This window comes from Anaerostipes sp. PC18 (assembly GCF_039789045.1).
Classification (GTDB): Bacteria; Bacillota; Clostridia; order Lachnospirales; family Lachnospiraceae; genus Anaerostipes; species Anaerostipes hominis.
Genome location: NZ_CP121164.1, coordinates 1,177,928 through 1,198,683 on the forward strand (window position 1 = coordinate 1,177,928; position 20,756 = coordinate 1,198,683).

General features: G+C 43.9%; 16 protein-coding genes. All 16 read left to right on the forward strand.

The features are described from left to right. The first annotated feature begins 103 nt into the window (after window positions 1-103). The 16 genes from P8F77_RS06460 to P8F77_RS06535 all read left to right on the forward strand — a co-directional run bounded on the left by P8F77_RS06460 (window position 104) and on the right by P8F77_RS06535 (window position 20,715). On the forward strand, window positions 104-3,457 hold the full coding sequence (locus tag P8F77_RS06460; protein ID WP_287519485.1) for a PD-(D/E)XK nuclease family protein: 3,354 nt from the start codon (window positions 104-106) through the stop codon (window positions 3,455-3,457). Beyond that, the gene (gene addA, locus P8F77_RS06465; RefSeq protein WP_287519483.1) at window positions 3,444-7,004 is read left to right on the forward strand and encodes a helicase-exonuclease AddAB subunit AddA; all 3,561 of its coding nucleotides are present in this window, start codon (window positions 3,444-3,446) and stop codon (window positions 7,002-7,004) included. The genes P8F77_RS06460 and addA overlap by 14 nt, the downstream gene beginning before the upstream one ends. Before the next feature lie 120 nt (window positions 7,005-7,124). Further along, entirely contained in the window at window positions 7,125-7,295 is a 171-nt protein-coding gene (locus P8F77_RS06470) for a hypothetical protein (RefSeq protein ID WP_009288762.1), read from the forward strand. A gap of 64 nt (window positions 7,296-7,359) precedes the next feature. Next, on the forward strand, window positions 7,360-7,566 hold the full coding sequence (locus P8F77_RS06475) for a small, acid-soluble spore protein, alpha/beta type (RefSeq protein WP_024728042.1): 207 nt from the start codon (window positions 7,360-7,362) through the stop codon (window positions 7,564-7,566). A 136-nt stretch (window positions 7,567-7,702) separates the two neighbouring features. Continuing rightward, a complete protein-coding gene (locus P8F77_RS06480) occupies window positions 7,703-8,461 on the forward strand; it encodes a DeoR/GlpR family DNA-binding transcription regulator (RefSeq protein ID WP_024728041.1) in 759 nt (252 codons plus the stop codon). Window positions 8,462-8,478: 17 nt separating this feature from the next. Then, window positions 8,479-9,276: a Cof-type HAD-IIB family hydrolase gene (locus P8F77_RS06485; protein ID WP_024728040.1), complete on the forward strand. Its 798-nt coding sequence runs from the start codon at window positions 8,479-8,481 to the stop codon at window positions 9,274-9,276. Between the two features lie 120 nt (window positions 9,277-9,396). Continuing rightward, window positions 9,397-10,392, forward strand: a complete 996-nt coding sequence (locus tag P8F77_RS06490) for a sugar ABC transporter substrate-binding protein (RefSeq protein WP_287519478.1) — start codon at window positions 9,397-9,399, stop codon at window positions 10,390-10,392. 9 nt (window positions 10,393-10,401) lie between these two features. Further along, on the forward strand, window positions 10,402-11,727 hold the full coding sequence (locus P8F77_RS06495; protein ID WP_287519476.1) for a sensor histidine kinase: 1,326 nt from the start codon (window positions 10,402-10,404) through the stop codon (window positions 11,725-11,727). Beyond that, complete coding sequence (locus P8F77_RS06500) at window positions 11,720-12,400, forward strand: response regulator transcription factor (RefSeq protein WP_287519474.1); 681 nt, start codon at window positions 11,720-11,722, stop codon at window positions 12,398-12,400. Before P8F77_RS06495 ends, P8F77_RS06500 begins: the two co-directional genes overlap by 8 nt. Continuing rightward, window positions 12,393-13,709: an extracellular solute-binding protein gene (locus P8F77_RS06505; protein WP_148459838.1), complete on the forward strand. Its 1,317-nt coding sequence runs from the start codon at window positions 12,393-12,395 to the stop codon at window positions 13,707-13,709. The genes P8F77_RS06500 and P8F77_RS06505 overlap by 8 nt, the downstream gene beginning before the upstream one ends. Window positions 13,710-13,860: 151 nt before the next feature. Then, window positions 13,861-14,289, forward strand: a complete 429-nt coding sequence (locus P8F77_RS06510) for a PTS fructose transporter subunit IIA (RefSeq protein ID WP_024728035.1) — start codon at window positions 13,861-13,863, stop codon at window positions 14,287-14,289. Window positions 14,290-14,303: 14 nt separating this feature from the next. Then, complete coding sequence (locus P8F77_RS06515; protein WP_024728034.1) at window positions 14,304-14,801, forward strand: PTS sugar transporter subunit IIB; 498 nt, start codon at window positions 14,304-14,306, stop codon at window positions 14,799-14,801. 20 nt (window positions 14,802-14,821) lie between these two features. Next, entirely contained in the window at window positions 14,822-15,670 is an 849-nt protein-coding gene (locus tag P8F77_RS06520) for a PTS sugar transporter subunit IIC (RefSeq protein WP_024728033.1), read from the forward strand. Between the two features lies 1 nt (window position 15,671). Further along, complete coding sequence (locus tag P8F77_RS06525) at window positions 15,672-16,511, forward strand: PTS system mannose/fructose/sorbose family transporter subunit IID (RefSeq protein WP_287519470.1); 840 nt, start codon at window positions 15,672-15,674, stop codon at window positions 16,509-16,511. A gap of 14 nt (window positions 16,512-16,525) precedes the next feature. After that, window positions 16,526-16,804, forward strand: coding sequence for a hypothetical protein (locus tag P8F77_RS06530; RefSeq protein ID WP_024728031.1), 279 nt, complete (start codon window positions 16,526-16,528; stop codon window positions 16,802-16,804). Between the two features lie 95 nt (window positions 16,805-16,899). After that, entirely contained in the window at window positions 16,900-20,715 is a 3,816-nt protein-coding gene (locus P8F77_RS06535) for a GH32 C-terminal domain-containing protein (RefSeq protein WP_287519468.1), read from the forward strand. Window positions 20,716-20,756: the final 41 nt, after the last annotated feature.

Below are 20,756 nucleotides of genomic sequence, written 5' to 3' on the forward strand. Positions count from 1 at the left end.
CAGAATAGAACTGTACGGAAAAAATTTTTTCCATGTAGAGCGGCCGGTGGTTTTCATGTATAATAGAAGCCGAAAAAGAAAATGACATGACAGGAGGAAGCCGATGGCATTACAGTGTGTCCTGGGCGCAGGCCGCACAGGAAAAACGGATTATATATATGAACAGATGATAAAAGAGTCTATGGAGAACCGGGATGAAAATTTCTTTTTTCTCGTCCCGGACCAGTCGACGCTGAATGCCCAGCGGGAGCTGATCACCAGGCATCCGAACCACGGGACTATGAACATCGACGTGGTTGGATTCTACCGTCTCTCTTACAGAGTGTTTGAGGAGCTTTCCTATATTCCCAAAGAACTGCTCAATGACGAGGGAAAATCCATGGTCATAAGAAAGGTCATGGGGGAGTGCCGAAAGGAGCTTCTCGTGTTCGGCTCCGGTATGGAAAAGCAGGGCTTTATCGATGAGATGAAGTCTTTCTTTGCGGAAACCTATCAGTATGATGTATCCCTGGAAAAGCTTAAGGAGGCTGTGGAGTCTTTTGAGAACAGGGACAGCCTGACATTGAAGATGAAAGATATCGTCCTGGTCCTGGAAAAGTTTGAAGAGTACATGAAGGACCGTTATCTGGTATCGGAACAGCTGTTGGACGTACTGGCTCAAAAGATCACGGAATCCGAAAAGCTAAAAGGTGCCACGATCTATATTGACGGGTTTACCGGATTTACACCCATACAAAATAAGGTACTCAAGAAACTGTTGCCGTATGCCAAAAAAATCGTGGCGGCGTTTACCATTGACGAGAAACGTGCCGGAGGGCCATACAGGGATTATGAGCTGTTTGCCATGCCCAAAAAAGAAATTTCCCAATTAAAAGAGATGGCGGTAAGGCAGGGAGTCCCTATACTGCCGGATGTGATCCTGCACCCGAATACTGCGGGATCGGAGGAACTGCGCCATCTGGAGCAGAACCTGTTTCGGTATCCTTTTCATGTGTACAGGGGTGAGACAAAGGACATCAAAGTCTGCTGTCTTAAGAATCCAAAGGAGGAGAGCCGGTACATACTGGGCCGTATCGAACATCTGGTCAGGAAGGAAGGATACCGGTACAAAGATCTGGTCGTGCTGACCGGAGACATAGAGACTTATCAGCCGGAACTTGAAAAATGCTTTGAGGATTCCGGCATCCCCTATTTTATTGACGGGAACAGAGCGCTCAGGAATAATCCATGCGTGGAGACCATTCTTTCTGCGCTGAAAATGATCCAGATGGATTTTTCTTATGATATGGTATTCCGGTATTTAAAATCAGGGTTTTCTGCCCTTGAGCCGGAGGAGACTGATCTCCTTGAGAATTTTGTGATCGCTTCCGGCATCCGGGGATATGCCCGGTGGAACAGGCCTTTTAAAAGCCGGGCGTTTACGAAGGAAGAGATGAAACAGATCAACCAATCCAGAGAAACATTTATGAGAGAGATCGGTCCGTTCAAGGAAGGGATCAAGAAGCGCGGAATCACTGTTTTGGAGAGACTTACGCACCTTCACGGGTTCTTTCTCACTCTGGATATCCAGGGACAGATGGAGAGAAAAAAAGAGGAATTTGAAGCGGCCGGAGCCCTGGCTATGGCCAAAACCTACGATCAGATCTACGGAGAAGTTTTAAACATCATGGACCAGATGGCGGAGATTCTCGGAGAGGAAGCGCTTTCTTTTGATGAATTTTGTGCGGTCTTGGAGACCGGGCTCTCAGAGATGACGGTGGGTGTGATTCCGCCGGGACTGGATCAGGTGATCGTCGGAGATATCGAGCGGACGAGGGTGGAAGGCGTTAAAGTCCTGTTCTTTGCCGGCATCAATGAGGGAGTAGTGCCGAAACCGTCGAAGGGCGGAGGCCTCGTGACGGATTCTCAGAGAGAAGAACTTTTAAAAGCCGGGATTTCCCTTGCCCCCGGGGCGGCAAACCAGGCATATATGGAGCAGTACTATTTGTATCTGGCCATGGCAAAGCCGAATGAAAAGCTGTATCTGACTTATGCTTCTATGAATTCCTCCGGGGAGAGCAAAGCCCCTTCTTATCTGATCGGAAGGATCGAAAAGCTGTTTCCAGGGCTGAAAAGAGACCGCGATTTGGAAGAGACAGCCGTTTATTCGGTCAGCGAGGCAAAAGAACGGTTTGTTGAAAAACTTCAGGAACTCGGTGAGGAAAAGCCGGATCAGGAGATGGCCGCATTATATGAAGTCTTAAATGAACTGAAGCTGGCTTCCTTGTATCTGGATGCATATTTCTACAACAATGAGGAAAAGAACCTGGACAGACATCTGACAACGCTTCTCTACGGTAAGGAACTGGAAAACAGCGTGACCCGTGTAGAAAAGTTTTCAGGCTGTGCCTTTGCCCATTTTCTTCAGTACGGACTGCGGCTCAGGGAACGGCTGGTACATGAGATCCTGCCTATGGATATGGGACAGGTATTTCACCGGACCCTGCAGTTTGTCGGGCAGGAAGGAAGCTGGGACTGGGAAGATGACCGGGAACGGGACCAATTTGTGGATTCCATGGTAGAGCGTGCTTTGGATGAAGATCCGGATAAGAAGGAGATTTTTGAGAGCAGCAGCCGGAATCAATATACAAAGGAGCGGATCAGGAGGATGGCAAAACGGGCTGTCTGGGCCGTGGAACAGCAGCTAAAAAGGGGAGAATTCACCCCGTATGAATATGAACTGGGATTTTCAGCGGAAGACGGCCTCTCCTGTGCAAATCTTTCCCTGAAGGATGGGACGAAGATGAAGTTTACCGGGGTGATCGACCGGGTGGACTGCTATGAGGATGAGGAAAATCTTTATTTAAAGATCATTGATTATAAATCCGGCAATATGCAGTTTGATTTTACGAAAATTTTAAATGGTCTGCAGGTACAGCTGGTCGTTTATATGAATGCCATTTTAGAACTGGAAGGGAAAAAGCATCCGGAAAAGCGGATGATCCCGGCAGGCATGTTTTATTTTCACGTGGACGATCCGGTCATAGCACCGAAAACAGACGGGGAGCCTGAGATGGAAGTTCTCAAAAATCTTCAGCTCAGGGGAGTTGTCAATGAAGACTTCGGACTTGTGGAGCATCTGGAGCAGGAGGATGAGTACGGGATTGTAACCCTTCCGGTCACAAGGACGAAAACAGGGTACAAAAAAGGGTCCGCTCTGCTCTCTACAAATGAATTTAAAAATCTGGGCCAGAAGGTGGAAGAAAAAATGAAGCAGCTCGGAGAGGCTATGATGGACGGGGACATTTCCATCCGTCCGTATGAATATCAGTCAATGCCGTGCGATTACTGTGCATTCAAAAGCATATGTGCGTATGAGCCAAAGCTGACGAAATTCAGGAAACTTGAGAAGATCGGCCTTACTGAGGCAAAGGAGCTATTAGCAGAGGGAAAGGGGGCAGACGATGCCTTGGACTAAAGAACAGCAGCAGGTCATAGAGGAGAGAGGCTGCAGCCTTTTGGTGTCTGCCGCGGCAGGCTCCGGAAAGACGGCTGTGCTTGTGGAACGGATCATCGAAAAGATATCGTCAAAAGAGGAACCGGTGGATGTGGACCGGCTGTTGGTGGTGACCTACACTCACGCGGCGGCCAATGAAATGAAGGAGAGGATCCGCAGAGCCATAGAAAAGAAAGTGGAGGAGGACCCGGCAAATGAACATCTCATCCGGCAGCTCTCCCTGATCCACAAGGCACAGATCACGACGATCCACAGCTTTTGTCTTAATCTTATCAGAAATTACTACTACAAACTCGATCTGGATCCGAATTTTGCAATCGGAGACCAGGGGCAGATGGACCTTATGAAGCTGGAAGTGCTGGACGATGTTCTGGAGGAGGCATACACCGAACAGAGTGATGCTTTCGTGGAATTCATTGAAAGCTACATCCCGGGAAAAAACGATGAGCGCATCAGAGACTACGTCCTCGGGCTCTATGAGAGTTCCAGGAGTCATATTGATCCTCTGGGCTGGCTTTCACATGCAAGACAGGGATTTCAGATTCGCACGAAGAAAGAACTTCACCGGGCAGTCTGGATGAAGGAGATCCTGAAAGATGCGAAGGCGGTGGCGGAATCCGCCTGTTCTATGATGAGGAAGGCAAAAGAGGCGGCGTCTGAGACGCGGGGACCGTATTTTTACCTGCCGACCCTCAAGGCAGATCTGGAAGCCATGGAAAAGATCCGCAGCGCAGAGACATATAAGGACTTCGGAGAACTGTTTTTGACCTTCACAAAGCCGCGTCTGAACGGAAGAAAGAAAAAGGACGATATCATTGACAAAGACCTTCAGGAGTACTGCAAGGATTTGAGAAAAAAGGCATATGACCTGATCGACTCCATCAGAAGCAGCTATTTTTACAAGCCGGAAAGCGAGATCCTCCGGCAGATCCGCAGAGTGCGGCAGCCTATGGAAGGATTCATCGGCCTGACAGAGAAGTTTTATCACCGCTTCATGGAGCGCAAAAAGCTGGACAACCTTTTAGATTTCAGCGATCTGGAACATCTGGCGCTGGAACTTTTAACCGAGGGCTTTTCGGAGGACGGGACTCCAATCGTCAGCGGGATCGCCAAAGAAAAGGCAGAATATTTCCATGAGATCTATATCGATGAGTATCAGGACAGCAACTTTCTCCAGGATGCGATTTTAAGGAGTGTGTCCGGACAGAGCCTGGGAGAACACAATATTTTTATGGTGGGGGATGTCAAACAGAGCATTTACAGTTTTCGTCTTGCGAGGCCGGAGCTGTTCATAGAGAAATATCACGGATTTAAAAAGGACGGGAAAAATTCAAAGCTCATTGAACTGAGAAATAATTTCCGCAGCCGCAGGGAAGTGCTTTTTACAGTCAACGATATTTTTTATCAGATCATGCACGCATCCCTTGGGAATATCGAATATACAAAGGATGTGGCTCTGGTACCAAGTTTCCCCTATAAGGAGACAAACGGTGCAGGCGGAAATGCGGAACTTCTGTTAGTCAGCAGAGATTGGAACGATGCCTCTGAGGAGGACAAAGACGTGCTGGAGGCCAGAATGATCGCAGACCGGATACGAAAGATGGTGGACGGGCCTGAACCTCAGATGGTGCTGGATTATGATGAGGAAGGCAATGAAGTTTACCGGAAGGCAGAATACAGAGATATTGTCATTCTCCTGAGGTCTGTGAAAGGAAATGCCGAGAAGATCCAGGAGGTGTTAATGGATGCCGGCATCCCGGCCATATCAAGCAGCCAGAGCGGATATTTTGACACGGTGGAAGTTCGCACTGTCCTAAGCCTTCTGACTGTGGTGGATAATCTGTATGCAGACATCGAGATGGCTGCTTTTCTCCGGTCTCCCATGATCGGCATGACGGGGGAGGACCTGGCGAAACTGAAACTTGGCGGAAAGAAAAAGTATATGTATGACTGCCTTAGTGAGACAGAAGGAAAAGATGAGAAAGTGGACACTGCACTGTCGGTGCTGAAAAGGCTCAGGGAAGCGAAAACCTTTCTGTCCCTTCACGAACTGCTCTGGCTGGCATTTGACCTTACGGGATATTATCATTATGTCGGGGCTATGCCTCAGGGTGCGAAACGCCAGGGAAATCTTCTGATGCTGGCAGAGCAGGCGAAAACCTATGAGGCCAGCCGCTATAAAGGGGTATTCCATTTTATCCGGTATATGGAACAGTGCAGAGAATATCAAATGGATTTCGGTGAGGCAAATACACTGGGCGGAAATGAAAATCTGGTTACGATTACAAGTATCCATAAGAGCAAGGGACTGGAATATCCGATCGTTTTTCTTGCCAAAACTCATAAAAAATTTAATTTAAGAGATACGAGCGGGAGCCTTTTGTTTCATCCGGATTATTTTATAGGACCGGACCTTGTGAATATCAGGCAGAGAACAAAGGAGCGGACTATCATGAAGGGTATGGTCTCAAGACAGCTGGTGAAGGATTCGCTTGGGGAAGAACTGCGCGTTTTATATGTGGCACTCACAAGGGCGAAAGAAAAACTTATCATGACGGGAGTACAGGGAAACCGCCATCAGCCTGGCAGCAAAGGGACGGTCTCCTATGTGGATCTGCTGAGCGCCAGGTCTTATCTGGAGTGGCTTCTCATGGCTGCCGGAAATATGGAGGAAAGTCCGTTTGAGATCCGTTTTCTCTCGGAGGAGGATGTAGCGCTCTCAAGCGCAGAGGAAGTTTTTACATCTTACAGAGACAGGGGGTTATTAACGGATGAGCTGGAATCCATGGCAGGGTCAAAAGAGGCACAGGACATGAGAGAGGCCTTTGCATACCGGTATCCGTATGACAAAGAAAGGGACGGCAGGCTTAAATATTCTGTCTCAGAGATCAAAAGAATGTCTCAGGCGGCAGAACCTGAGGAGTCATACAAGCCGGAACCGCAAAAAGAGCCGCTGTATCCAAAGTTTTTGGGGGAGAAGAAAGAAGCTTCTCCTGCCTCCAGAGGCACCGCAGTCCACAAAGTACTGGAACTTATGGATTTTTCTCTGGACTATACACCGGAGCTTTTGGAAGAACAAATCAGTCGGTGGAGCAGTCAAGGAAAGATTGAGAAAGGGATGGAAAAGCTGATTCCGCGGGAAGATATCCTGGCTTTTCTTAACTCAGATCTGGGACTGCGGATCAAGAAAGCTGCAGGACGAAAAGAACAGTACAAGGAAGCTCAGTTTGTCATGGGAGTAAAGTTCAGTGAGATGGAACCGGAAGCTAAAAGCCGGGATTATGTGGTCGTCCAGGGGATCATCGACCTGTATTTTGAAGAAGAAGGGGAACTTGTCCTGGTGGATTATAAGACAGACCGCATAAGTCCCGGGGAAGAGGAGGTCCTTGCAGAAAGGTACAGGCCGCAGCTTCAGTACTACAAAAAAGCGCTGGAACAGATGGAGAAAAAAAAGGTAAAAGAATGTTACATTTACTCGGTTCCTCTTGGGAAAGCCATCAGTTTATAATTATTTAACATCCTATCAGATAAATTTAAGAAACTGGGCATAGGGAAATCACAATTCTCTGCTATCATAAAAACATGGAAAGCAAAGAACGAATCAGACATGAAGCAAAGGAGTGATGACATGTCAGAGAAAGCAACGCTTTCAGTAGAAGAATTGATGAAAAAGAGTTTAACATTTGCCCTGGCCGCAACACTGCTGGCAGGCACATCAAACATCTCAAAAGTGAAGGATAAGATTAAAGTAAGTGAGAACGAGACAGGACATATTGTCATAGAACAGATGAATGACTAGGCCTTTCTTTGGTTATCCTATATATGACCGGCAAAAGCCGGGGGAAAAGAGAAAGGAGTACATGATGTCCAAAGAAAAAGATTTTATAGAAAAGTCATTTGAAGAGATGACAGAAGATGAGCGGTTAAAGTACGAGATCGCTGTGGAACTTGGACTGGCTGACAAAGTAAAGGAGGAGGGCTGGAAAGCTCTTTCTGCCAGCGAGACCGGAAGGATCGGCGGCCTGATGACCAAGAGGAAAAAACAAAAAGCACAGGAAGCAGAAGATTAAGAAAAAATATAATACCGTCTGTATTTGATCTGATATGGGGATAAAATACAGACGGTATTTTTAAAATTTAATAGAAATACTTGAAAATACTTAAAAAAACGCTTATAATTGCTTGAGTACAGGAAAGGAGGACCAAATGTACCAGCAAGAACGGCTTTCAAAAATCATGAAGCTTCTAGAAGAAAAAGAAGTACTTTCCAGCCAGGAAATCATGGAGGCATTTCGAATTTCCAGGGATACTGCAAGGAGAGATATTGTAAAATTGTCAGAAAAGGGCGCGGTGATCAGGACGCATGGAGGAATTGCGCTGCCGCAAATCAATAATATCATTGAGGAATATAAAGGAAGGCAGCAGCTGAATGTAGCCTCAAAAAAAAGGATCGGAAAAGCGGCAGCGGAGCTTATAAAGCAAGGACAGGTGTGCTTTTTTGACGTCTCCACCACTGTCTGTTTTCTGTGTGCAAACCTTATAAAACCTTCTGTCATTTATACAAATTCTATGGATAATCTAAGCATACTTGTGGAAAAGGAAAATATCGAAGTCTGTGCGGTGGGAGGAAACATTAACCGCAAAAACCGTTTTTCCTATGGAGGAGAGGCCAGAGAACAGCTGATGAAAATCCGTTTTGATGCAGCGTTTTTGGGAGCCGCAGCCATTTCTGAAGACGGTATTTATTTCGAGGAAAAAGAAGATGCAGATGTAAAACGGATCGCGGCATCCAGAGCAGAGAGAGTCATTGTTCTGGCAGACAGCACAAAATTTCAGAAAAAGAGCAGATATCAGGCATTACCTCTAAAAAAGATTGACATTTTAATTACGGATAGAGATCCGGATTCTTTTTGGAGACAAAGGCTTTTGGAGAATGAAACAAGAATCATCAAAGCAGGAAAATAGCAGAGAAAGGAAAGCATATGGGAAAATATAAAGCAGTATTCAGTGACATTGACGGAACTTTACTAGATTCAAAACACACCATTTCGCCGGCTACAAAACAAAAAATCCAGGAGATTGATAGGGAAGGAATTCCTTTTATCTTAGTTTCAGCCAGAATGCCGAAGGGAATGATTGGAATCCGGGATGAACTTGGCATCCGGAGGCCGATAGTTTGCTACAGCGGAGCACTGGTTGTGGATGAAAAAGGAGAGACAATGTTTGGCAGGAACATTGAGTCTCATATGGCGGAAATGGTTTACAGGAGTATTCAAAAAGAAAATATGCATATTTCCTTTAACCTTTACAGCGGTGACCGGTGGATTGTGCCCGACCAGTGTGATCCGTGGGTCAGACAGGAGAGCGTTATAACGGGAGTGTATCCGGAAACAGGAGATTTTACCGACCTGGCAGTATTTCAGAATGTTCATAAAATCCTCTGTATGGGAGAGCCGGAAAAGATCCTTTGCCTGGAAACAATGCTGAAGGAACAATTTCCTAAACTCAGGGCATATCGGTCTAAAGATACATATTTAGAGATTATGTCTATACAGGCATCAAAATCCAGTGCAGTTTCTCTTCTGGACGAGTATTTCGGCATTTCCAGACAGGAAATTATAGCTTTTGGTGACGGATACAACGATATAGATATGCTTCTCTATGCAGGACTGGGAGCTGCCATGGGAAATGCGTCAGAGGAGGTCAGAAATTCGGCGGATATCGTAGCAGATACCAATGACCAGGAGGGGCTGAAGAAAGTTCTGGACGAATATTTTTAAAATATACAATGAATGGGGAAAACTGTTTTTTCGTTCTGTTATATGATATAATTTTCTAAGATATATTAATCGTCTACGGGAATGATGACAGGACAGTGACAAAGCAGTAAGGAGAGAAATATGCACCAGGAAAAACAGAAAAAATCAGTCCGGGATACAAGAAAAAGACTGGATGTCGCCAGTATACTTATATTGATCGGAATTATTGTTCTGCTCTATGCTAAAGTTTTTTATTCCTATGAAAAAACTTATGGAAAAAATAAAACAAGAACGTTTGGAGCTACCTACATGACAATGAACAATAACTTTTATCCGGTGCTGAATAACGAGATACGTTCTGCAGTGGAAAAGAAAGGCGACCGTCTGATGACTCTGGATCCTGCACTGGATCAGAAAAAGCAGACGGAACAGATCTACTATCTGATTCAGCAGAAGGTGGACGCCATCTTCATCAACCCGGTGGACTGGAAAGGGATCAGAGGGGCTTTAAGGGCTGCAAAGAAGGCAGAGATTCCGGTTATCGTTGTGGATACACCTGTCTATGATGAGGATCTGGTTTCCTGTACCGTTGTTTCAGATAATTATAATGCAGGTGTTTTATGTGCCAAAGATCTGATGAAACGCAGAAAAAGTGCGAGAATTCTTCTTTTGGAACATAAGAAAGCAAAATCGGCTCAGGACCGCATCCGGGGATTTTTGGACACCATACATGGGAGGCAGGAATATCAGGTTGTGGCGCGGGCAGATACAGAGGGGCAGACGGAGAGAACTCTTCCCAAAGTGAATCAGGTGATAAAAAATGGAAAGATGTTTGATGTTGTTATGGCGCTGAATGATCCGACTGCCATCGGGGCTTTGGCGGCTCTGGATCAGAAGGGGATCCGGGAGCAGGTATTGGTCTATGGAATTGACGGCTCTCCGGACGGGAAAGGACTGATCAAGGAAAATATGATGACAGCTACATCTGCACAGTCTCCAAAACAAATAGGGAAAGAGGCAATCTGTTCAGCATATCGGCTTTTGGACAGGAAAAAAGTATCAAAAAAAATTATCATTCCGGTCCAAATGATTACTTATAAAAATATTAACAGATTCGATGTGAATAACTGGCAGTAGGGAAGCGTCATGGATAGAAAAAATAAAAACTTATATTATCTAAAAGTATTTATGAGCTCTGTGAATTTCATAATTCTGGTGTTTTTGTCTGCCATTGTGCTTAAGACAACGGTAAATATTAAGGATCAGAGTATGGCGAGAAATTTTCTGGAGAATATCCCGCATATTCCAAGGGAGCCTGTTCAGTCAACGATTATTGTATTCATAGCGTTTTTTTCTTTGCTGGTGATCATTGAGGCAAGAAAAAAAATCTATACAAAACATTGGCTAAGTGTGCTGGTTTATCTGCTGGAGATCTTTCTTTGCCTGACGATCATACAGTATGTGTATATCAGCTATAATGGAATTATTTTGCTGGTGATCGCAGATATCGTAACTTCAATCAAGGAGAAATATAACCGCCTGACTTTTCTTGTGGTTATGAGTGTTATTTATATTTTTGCAGATTACAATCTGGTATCAGGGCAGATACCGATGATATCCCTGCAGGAATATCTGGATATTTATCCTTCGGGCATATCCACATTTCTGATGGGGATAAAGAATGTACTTGCGGCTGTAAATATTATTGCGTTTGTTATGTATATGATCATTTTGATGCAGAATCAAATGAAGGAAAATGCAAGAATCGAACTGCTGAACCTGCAGCTTCAGACTGCGAATGAGAAATTAAAAGATATGAATGCACAGCTGAAGGATTATGCGGTGATGCAGGAAAAAATGGGGGAAGCAAAAGAAAGAAACCGTGTGGCAAGGGAAATCCACGATACTCTGGGGCATACGATGACTGGGCTTTCCGCAGGTATTGATGCCTGCATTGCTATGATCGATCATTCTGTGGAACAGACAAAAAAACAGCTTTCTGTGATTTCTGAAGTTGCCAGACAGGGAATTAAAGATATCCGGCGTTCTGTAAATAAGTTAAGGCCGGATGCCCTGGAGCATCTGACCCTGGAGGATGCACTGTTTAAGATGATTCAGGATACGATGGCAGTGTCCGACGTAAATATTTCACTGATTTCCTCCGTAGAGAAATTAAAGTTTAACAGTGATGAAGAAGATATTATTTACAGAGTTGTACAGGAGGGAATTACAAATGCGGTCAGACACGGAGCAGCAACAAAGATCAGTATTTACATAACAAAAAAAGAAAAATGGCTGACTCTTTTAATCCAGGATAATGGAAAAGGGTGTGAAAAGATTGAAACCGGGTTTGGACTGATCCATATTGAAGAGCGGATCGGCTTGCTTCATGGTACTGTTGCCTACGATGGCAGCGATGGTTTTACAATTACGGCAGAAATACCGATCAGGTGGGGTGAGAATTATGATTAAAGTGTTGATTGCAGATGATCAGGAGCTGATCAGACAGAGTTTGGAGATTGTGTTAAGTACAAAAGAAGGGATTGAGGTGACGGGAACAGCAAAAGACGGCAGAGAAGTGATCCGCTGCATTCGGAAAGAAAAACCGGATGTTATTCTGATGGACGTGCGGATGCCGGAAATGGATGGGGTACAGTGCACAGAAATAATTAAGGAAAATTATCCCCAGATCAAAATTATTATTCTGACCACGTTTGATGATGATGAGTTCGTATTCAGTGCACTGAAACACGGTGCCAGCGGATATCTGCTGAAAGGGATCTCCATGGATGATCTGGAGAAGGCGATAAAAACAGTGGTTCAGGGAGGCTCCATGATCAATCCGGATGTGGCAACTAAGGTTGTGGAATTGTTTTCAAAAATGGCACAGAGCAATTTTGATATGATGATCGATGCCAAAAATGTAGAGGATCTTAACGAGACGGAAAGGAAAGTTACCCATCTGGTTGGATGCGGAATGTCCAATAAAGAAATTTCAGGGAAATTAAATCTCTCGGAGGGAACTATACGGAATTACCTGAGCAGTATTTTAAATAAACTGGATTTGAGAGACCGCACACAGCTTGCAATCTGGGAGGTACAAAATGGGATCGGAAGGAAATTCCAAAGAGAAGATAATGAATAGAACAGTAAAGTGGTGGAAGAGAATTGTTCTGGCAGGACTGATCCTGAGCATTTCTTCAATCTGCATTTTTTCTTACCAGGGGGAAGATGATGTAGTTCTTACCTTTGGAATGTTTGCAGGCAGCCAGTGGGATGTGCCCAATGATGACTGCTATCAGATCATCGATGATACGATCAAACGTTTTGAAAAAGAACATCCGGGGGTAAGAGTTCAATATGTCAGTGGAATTTTAAAAGAAGATTATTCAGAATGGATTTCTGAAAGAGTGTTGGAGGGAAATACTCCAGACGTGTTTATGGTGCTTCCGGAAGACGTTGCAACTTTTTCTTCCACAGGAGTTCTGGAAAAACTGGACAGTCATATGAAAGCCGACCAGACTTTCCATCAGAGTGATTATTATCAAAGTCCGTATGCCGCAGGAAGGTATGAGGAATCCCAGTATGCCCTGCCGTATGAAAGTGTCCCAACGCTCATGTTCGTCAATAAAACGCTGTTAAATAAAGAGGGGATCCGGATTCCTGATAATAACTGGACCTGGGATGAATTTTATAATATTTGCAAAAGACTGACGAAAGACACAGATGGAGACGGCAAGATTGACCAGTTTGGAGTTTATGCTTACAGTTGGAAGAATTTTATGGATACCAATGGATGTAAATTATTTAATGAGGCAGGAACAGAAAGTTATCTTACAGAGGAGCACGTAAAAGAGGCGATTTTTTTTGCCAAAAAGATTGGAGATTTATCAGGTTACCAAAAGGCATCCTCCAATGACTTTGATACCGGAAAAGTAGCATTCCGGCCAATGAGTTTTGCAGAATACCGAACTTATAAGCCGTATCCATGGAGAATCAATAAATATTTTAATTTTGACTGGGATTGCATCAAACTGCCGGCGGGACCTCAGGGAAACAATGTATCCAATGTGGACAGCCTGATGATGGGAATTGGGTCGGGAACAAGGCATGAACAGCTTTCCTGGGAACTATTAAAAATGTTCACCTATGATCAGAAAACACAGATGGAAATTTTTAAAAACTCTCAGGGAGTGTCTGCCTTAAAGAAAGTAACCAATTCTAAAGAAAGCCAGAAAATTTTGAAAAAAGCTACGGACGATGATACTGTAGTAAAGCGGGAACTTTTGAATGAAGTGATGAATCAGGCTGTGCAGAAACCAAAATTCAGAAATTATTTTACTGCAGAGAAATATATCAGCAATGAGCTGGAACGGATTCTTAGCTCGACAGAGGATTTGGATGATAGTTTGTTGACGCTGAAAAAAGAAGTAGAACAGAAATTTCTGCAGTAAAAACAGAAAAATCGGCACGTGTGACAATTGTCATACGGATTTGTGACATTTGTAGATTGTTATTCATGACAATTTACAGATGTCCTTTTTTTACCCAATTGGTAAAATGTGCTTGTTAATAAGAGATACAAAAAGAAGAAAGGAGCAGAGGATGAAATACGTAGTATTAGTCAGTCATGGAACATTTGCACCAGGACTTCAAAGTGTTCTTTCTATGCTGGCCGGAGGGGAGCGGGAGGATGTCTTAAGCATCGGTCTCATTGACGGCATGGATGCAGATGAGTTCGCTCAAAAATTCAGGTTGATGATTCAGCCGTTCGGAGAGGATGATGAAGTGATCCTGCTTGGCGACCTGATCGGAGGATCACCTCTCACCAATGCGGTAAATGAATTATCCGAGGCAGGGCTTTTAAAGAATACCATCGTCTTCGGAGGAATGAACCTTGGTATGGCATTGACTGCGGTAATGATGAAAGACGATATGGAAACAGACATGCTGAAAGAAAATCTGTTGTCAGAAGCCAAAAATGCAATTAAAGAATTTGAAATTGAAGAGAGTGAAGAGGAAGACGATATCTAAGGAGGAGTTTTATTATGTCAGTATCATTTGTGAGGGTAGATGACCGGATGATCCACGGACAGACGGTTACAAGATGGGCACTGGAATATCCGTGTGACGGATTGATAGCGGTCAATGACAAAGCGGCAAATACACCCGCATTAAAAGCAGCTTATAAAAGTGCGGCGGGAAAGAAAACTTTCATTTGGACATATGAGGACTGGAAAAAGAAATGCCAGAAAGTTTTAGACAGCAAAGATCAGTATTTCCTCATTACAAAAGATCCGATTCAGATGAAAAGTATTCTTGTGGATGACGGATTTGTACCTAGTGATGTGAAAAAAGTGATCATCGGTCCGTGTAATGACCGGGAAGGTGCCACGAAGCTGGGAAATAACCAGTCCATTACACAGGAAGAAGCAGAAGCGCTGGAAGCAATTTATCAAAAAGGGTATGAGATTGAATTTGCCCTGATCAAAGAAGCATCCATAGGAACCTGGAAAAAATTTAGAGGTCAGTTTGGATTTGAGTAAAATCAGAGAGGAGAAAAAACATGACGATTAATTGGATACAAGCAGTCATTTTAGGTATTTTTGCCTGCTTATCAAGTATGCCTGGTATGGGAGGTACTTCCATCGGTAACTATACTCTGGGGCGTCCGTTAGTAGCAGGTCTTGTATGCGGAATTGTATTGGGAGATGTTCAGGCAGGAGTTCTGGTCGGTGCCGCAATGCAGGTTGTTTATATCGCACTGGTCACACCGGGGGGAACAGTATCCGCAGATGTCCGTGCCGTATCTTACATAGGAGTGCCTCTGGCAATGCTCGCACTGAATTCTTATGGGCTGGACCCTGCATCAGCAAAAGGGATCGCCATGGCAACATCATTCGGAGCTATGGTAGGAACTCTTGGAACTGTATTATTTTACGGAACAGCGACCATTAACCTGGTGTGGCAGCATATGGGATGGAAAGCTGTAGAAAAAGGAGAATTTAAAAAGTTATACATAGTAGATATGGTGCTTCCATGGATTTCACATATTATCTGCAGTTTTATCCCGGCAGTGATCATGTGTAAGCTCGGAGTACCGGTAGTTGAATCAATTAAAACAGCACTTCCGATGGACGGAATTGCAATGAAAACCTTGTTTACAGTAGGAAGTATGCTGCCTTGTGTCGGAATTGCCATTTTGTTAAAACAGGTCGTAGATAAAGCAGTTGATTTTGTTCCGTTTTTCTTTGGATTTACTCTGGCAGCAGGAATGGGATTAAACCTTGTATCAGTAACCGTAGTGGCGGGAATGTTTGCAATTATTTACTACAACATAAAAATGGTTGGGATCCGTGCAAAAAAGGCGGCAGCCGCCGGCGGTTCCATCGATGACGATGAGGAGGAGATATAATATGGCAGCGGAAAAAAAGCTTTCTAAAAAAGCATTAAAAAAATCATTTCGTAACTGGTATTATGGACACTTAACCTGCTTTTCGCAGGAGCACATGCAGACGTTTGGTTATTTATGTGCAATGCTTCCGCTGGTGGAAGAATTATATGATACAAAAGAAGAACAGAAAGAGGCTATGGAAACATACACGGCATTCTTTAATACAGAACCGCAGGTAGGATCTGTTATCGTCGGAGTTACGGCAGGTTTGGAAGAGGCAAAAGCCAATGGAAACCAGGATGTGGATGCAGAAACCATCAATGGTATCCGTGCAGGTTTGATGGGACCTTTGGCAGGGATCGGAGATTCTCTGGTCGTAGGTACTTTAATTCCGATCCTTCTTGGAATTGCCCTTGGATTATCCAGCGGCGGATCTGTCGTGGGACCAATCTTCTATATCGTTGTATGGAATCTGTTAATTACCTTTGGCATGAGATTTCTTTACTTTAAGGGATATGAACTGGGTGGAAAAGCCGTCGATATCCTGGTAGGTGAGCAGGCGACCGCGATCCGCGAATCAATTGTAATGCTTGGAACTATGGTTGTTGGAGCCGTAGCAGCTACCTGGGTAAGTGTAAAAACATCGTTCCATCTGGTAAATGATGCCGGAAAAGAATTTTTGAATCTTCAGAATCAGCTTGATTCCGTATATCCCAATGTCCTGACAGCAGCATTTATTATTTTCTGCTGGTGGCTCATGTCCAAAAAGAGAGTGTCTCCGGTTGTGACAATGCTGATTTTAGTTGTCGTAGCATTTGCAGGAGTAGTGGTTGGATTCTTTAATCCTGGATTGAAATATTAGAAGGAGAGTCTATTATGACACCACAGACAAAACAGCAGAAAATAAAAGAAATTGAATACCAGACAAGGATGTTAAAAAACTTAAAGAACTGGATACGGAATTTGTTGATTTTCTCTTCAATTGGAGTTGCAGTTGCCTACTGGGCACTGAAAATCCAGGAAGGACCATTGTTTACAGCAGTCGGTGTGGTCAGCGTTATTTTTATTGTTCTCAGTGTTGTTTTAAGCGGCGTCATAGGATTTGCCTTCAAAAACGGAAAGAGCAATGTTGATAAAATCATCAGACAAGTGTAATAGTGAATCTCTTGCAGGAAAGGACAGCGCAGAATGATAAACGGCTGTCCTTTTTGTTTTAAACCCGAATAAAGTATTGAGAAAGGAGACAGGTTATGAATCATAAAAAATCCAGAGTCCTGGCAGCGGCAATATCCAGTTTGCTATCTTTCGGCATGATATTACAGACAGCAGCCCCACCCCCGCAGGTTTATGCGTCAGAAGGAATACGAAGGGAAAGCAGTCAGAAAGCGTCTGACTGGACATTTAAAGCAGCAGACAAAAATGATCAAACAGCGGTAACAGAAGTAGTGAAAAGCGATGCGTACCTTAGCGGACTGGAAATTAAAGGAGGAAGTCTGGACAAGCCATTTTCCCGGGAATTCAGTAGTTACAGTGTGGTGGTAGGCCACAAGACAGACAGTCTTACTATAATTCCTAAAATTGACGGAAACGCAGCAGTTACTGTGGACGGAAAGGCAGCAGGTTCCGGACAGGCTGTGACAGTCAATGTGAAAACAGGTTCCAATGTGTTTAATATCGTTGTCAAGGGCGCTAATGGAAAAACAGAGACTACGGCAGTCAATGTTTTGAGAAATTCTGACCCGGATGATGTCTACAGTGTGCCGTACCGTTCTCAATATCATTTTTCACCTCAGAGAGCATGGTGCAATGATCCAAATGGCATGGTTTATTATAAAGGCGAATACCATTTGTTTTACCAGTACTATCCTGACGATATGATCTGGGGGCCAATGCACTGGGGCCATGCTGTATCAAAGGATCTGGTTCACTGGGAGGAACTTCCTATAGCCTTATATCCGGAATCAGACGGAGGAGCTATGTTTTCCGGATGCTGTGTTGTAGACAAAGATAACACCACAGGATTTTTTGGACAGGGAAAAGAGGGCCTGGTAGCCATTTATACGCAGGACAATGGAGATAAGGGGCAGGAACAGTGTCTGGCATACAGCAAAGACAAGGGCAGAACCTGGACAAAATATCAGGGGAATCCGGTACTTAGGTGGGAGGATGATCGGCTTTTGGATAAAGCCTTCCGGGATCCTAAAGTATTCTGGCATGAAGAATCCGGTCAGTGGATGATGGTTGTGGCAGGAGGACCGCTGCGTATCTATTCTTCAAAAAACTTAAAAAGCTGGAAACTGGAAAGTACCTATGGAAAGAAAACAAATGAAGGAATCGCGGATCAGCCGGCTGACAGCGCGAGGATTTATACAGAGTGCCCGGATCTGTATCCGCTTAAGGTAGACAATACCGATCAGACAAAATGGGTGCTGAGTGAGGGAGGCAGATATTACAGAATCGGTGATTTAAAGCAGCAAAATGAACACTGGACCTTTGTGCCGGATTCTGGTTATAGCAATACAAATGACAATATCAGTGATCCTAGCAGTTACAAAAATGATGATACTTATAAAATGAATTTTGGACCTCAATCCTATGCGGCACAGACTTACAGCAATATGCCGGACAGCAGGACAGTTATGATCAACTGGGCAAGTACCTGGGAAAACGGATACTGCAACAACGTAAGCGAAGTAACCGGGCAGTACGGATTTAATGGCTTTTTTAATCTGCAGAATGAGTTAACGCTGAAACAAATCGACGGGAAAGTACGTTTAGTGCAGAAGCCTGTAAAAGAGTATGAATCCCTTCGGATGCAACAGGCAAAAACGGAACTTAAGAATGCTGTAATCCCGGAAAAAACAGATTCCAGTGAAAATCTTCTCTCAGGATTCCAGGGCGGGGAATATGAAATAATTGCAGAATTTACACCGAAGACCGGAACCAGAGAAGTCGGATTTAAACTGCGGACCGGTAAAAATGGAAAGCAGGAGACCGTTGTAAAATATAATGTCCAAGATGAGACGTTGATCATCAACGGAGATAAAGCCGGAGTTCTTCCACAAGGGCAGATAAAAGGAGATATAAAGTCAAAGATATCAAAGAGTGCTGACGGAAAAATTAAACTTCATATTTTTGTAGATGATTCTATTGTAGAGGTTTATGGAAATGAGGGAGAGACTGTGGGAAGCCTTGCTGTTTTCCCAGATGCAAAAAGTACCGGGGCAGAAGTTTTTTCAGAGGGCGGACAGACAGAAGCTGATATTACCATTTATCCGTTAAAAAGTATCTGGTCAGATAAAATGTCTGGAAGTACAGATCCGGCAAATGTATATTTAAATACGGAAACAGCAAGTTCTTCCGTAAAACTGGGAGAAACAACAACTTTAAATTCGACGGTCACTCCTCAGAAAGCGGAGCAGAAAGTTTCCTGGTCCATTGCAGGGAACAGCGGGAAAAAGGTTTCCATCGTAAAACAGGATGCCGGCAGTATTACCCTGAAAGGAGAAAAGCAGGGAACGGTCATCGTTAAGGCGAAAACTTCCAATGGGATTGCCAGAACGATGGAAATTCAGGTAGACGGTGAGGATGAAAAATTAAACAGCAACCTGTCCGGATGGCATCAGGTAGGAGGACAGTGGACGCTTGACGCCAATGGCTATAATTCAAACCATAAAGATAATGGATTTCTGATTTCTTCCACGAAAACAGGCTCTGATTATATTTATGAAGCAGATGTCACCTATCAGGAGGGAAATGCGATTGGTCTTTTCTTCCGTGGACAAAGTCCGGATTCCGACAAAGGATATGTGGTTAACATTGACGATCCTGAGCATAAAGGTAACGGAAGCACAAGGATCTTTACCTTCGGAGGCGGAACCGGAGATATCGGTAGCCGTGTTAAGTATACACTGACCCCTGGGGCAACATACCATCTGAAGCTGGAGGTAAGAGGGAATAAATTCAAGTTTTATATTAATGATTCTCTGAAGCTGAATGTAACAGACCGGAATATTAAAAAGAATTATGCAGAAGGGGATTATGTGGGGCTTTATGCTTTCAGTGGAACCGGAGAGTCTGATAAAAATATTCAGGCTTCCTATCAAAACATTAAAGTGACGCCGCTGGAAGTAAGGAAACCTTCTGTTCGGGAAAAGATGGAACTGTACAGCGGACAGAGCATTCAGCTTGCCGCAGATTTAGGCGAGGATGATTATGCAGCTGCCTACTATGAATCTTCTGATCCTTCTGTGGCATCAGTTGACGATGATGGGAAGGTTACAGCAAAACGGTCAGGGACTGCAGAACTTACAACAAAAGCAACCTATTATGGCCGAACCGTATATCTGAAAACAAAAATCACAGTGAAAACACCGTATGTCAGCATCACTTCTGCTCCGTCATCGATGTATGAGGGACAGAGTGCCAACATCTCAGCAAAGGCAACAGGAGTTTCGGGAAATATTGTATGGAAGGTAGATAATGCGTCCTGTGCATCCATTTCTTCTTCTGGTAAACTGACAGCTAAAAAGGCAGGAAAAGTTTATATTACTGCAAAAGTTGGAGTGTATTCAACGAAGAAAATGATAGTCATTAAAAGACCATATATTAAAATTACTTCCTGTCCATCCAGTGTATATACAGGAAAGAGTGTTCAACTAAAGGCTCAGGCAGTGGGTGTATCAGGAAAAGTAGCATGGAGCGTCAGCCGCCGGTCTTTGGCATCCGTTTCTGCGTCTGGAAAACTGTCTGCAAAAAAAGCAGGAAAGATCACAGTAACAGCAAAATTAAAAAATTACAGCAAAACAGTGAAGGTGACGATTAAAAAACCTTACCTGAAAATCACCTCCTATAGAAAGACAGTGAAACGTAGAAAAAGTTACCGGTTTAGAGCAAAAGCCTATGGAACCTCCAAGTCCGTCAAATGGTCTCTTTCATCAAAGAGCAAAAAATATGCTTCTATTTCAAAAGGCGGAAAGCTTACGACAAAAAGTAGAAAAGGGACTATCACGGTTTATATAAAGTCAGGTTGCGTAAGGAAAACTTTGAAAGTGAAAATTAAATAATAATATATTGTATTATTTGCGTATCCTATCTGTAGAAATGG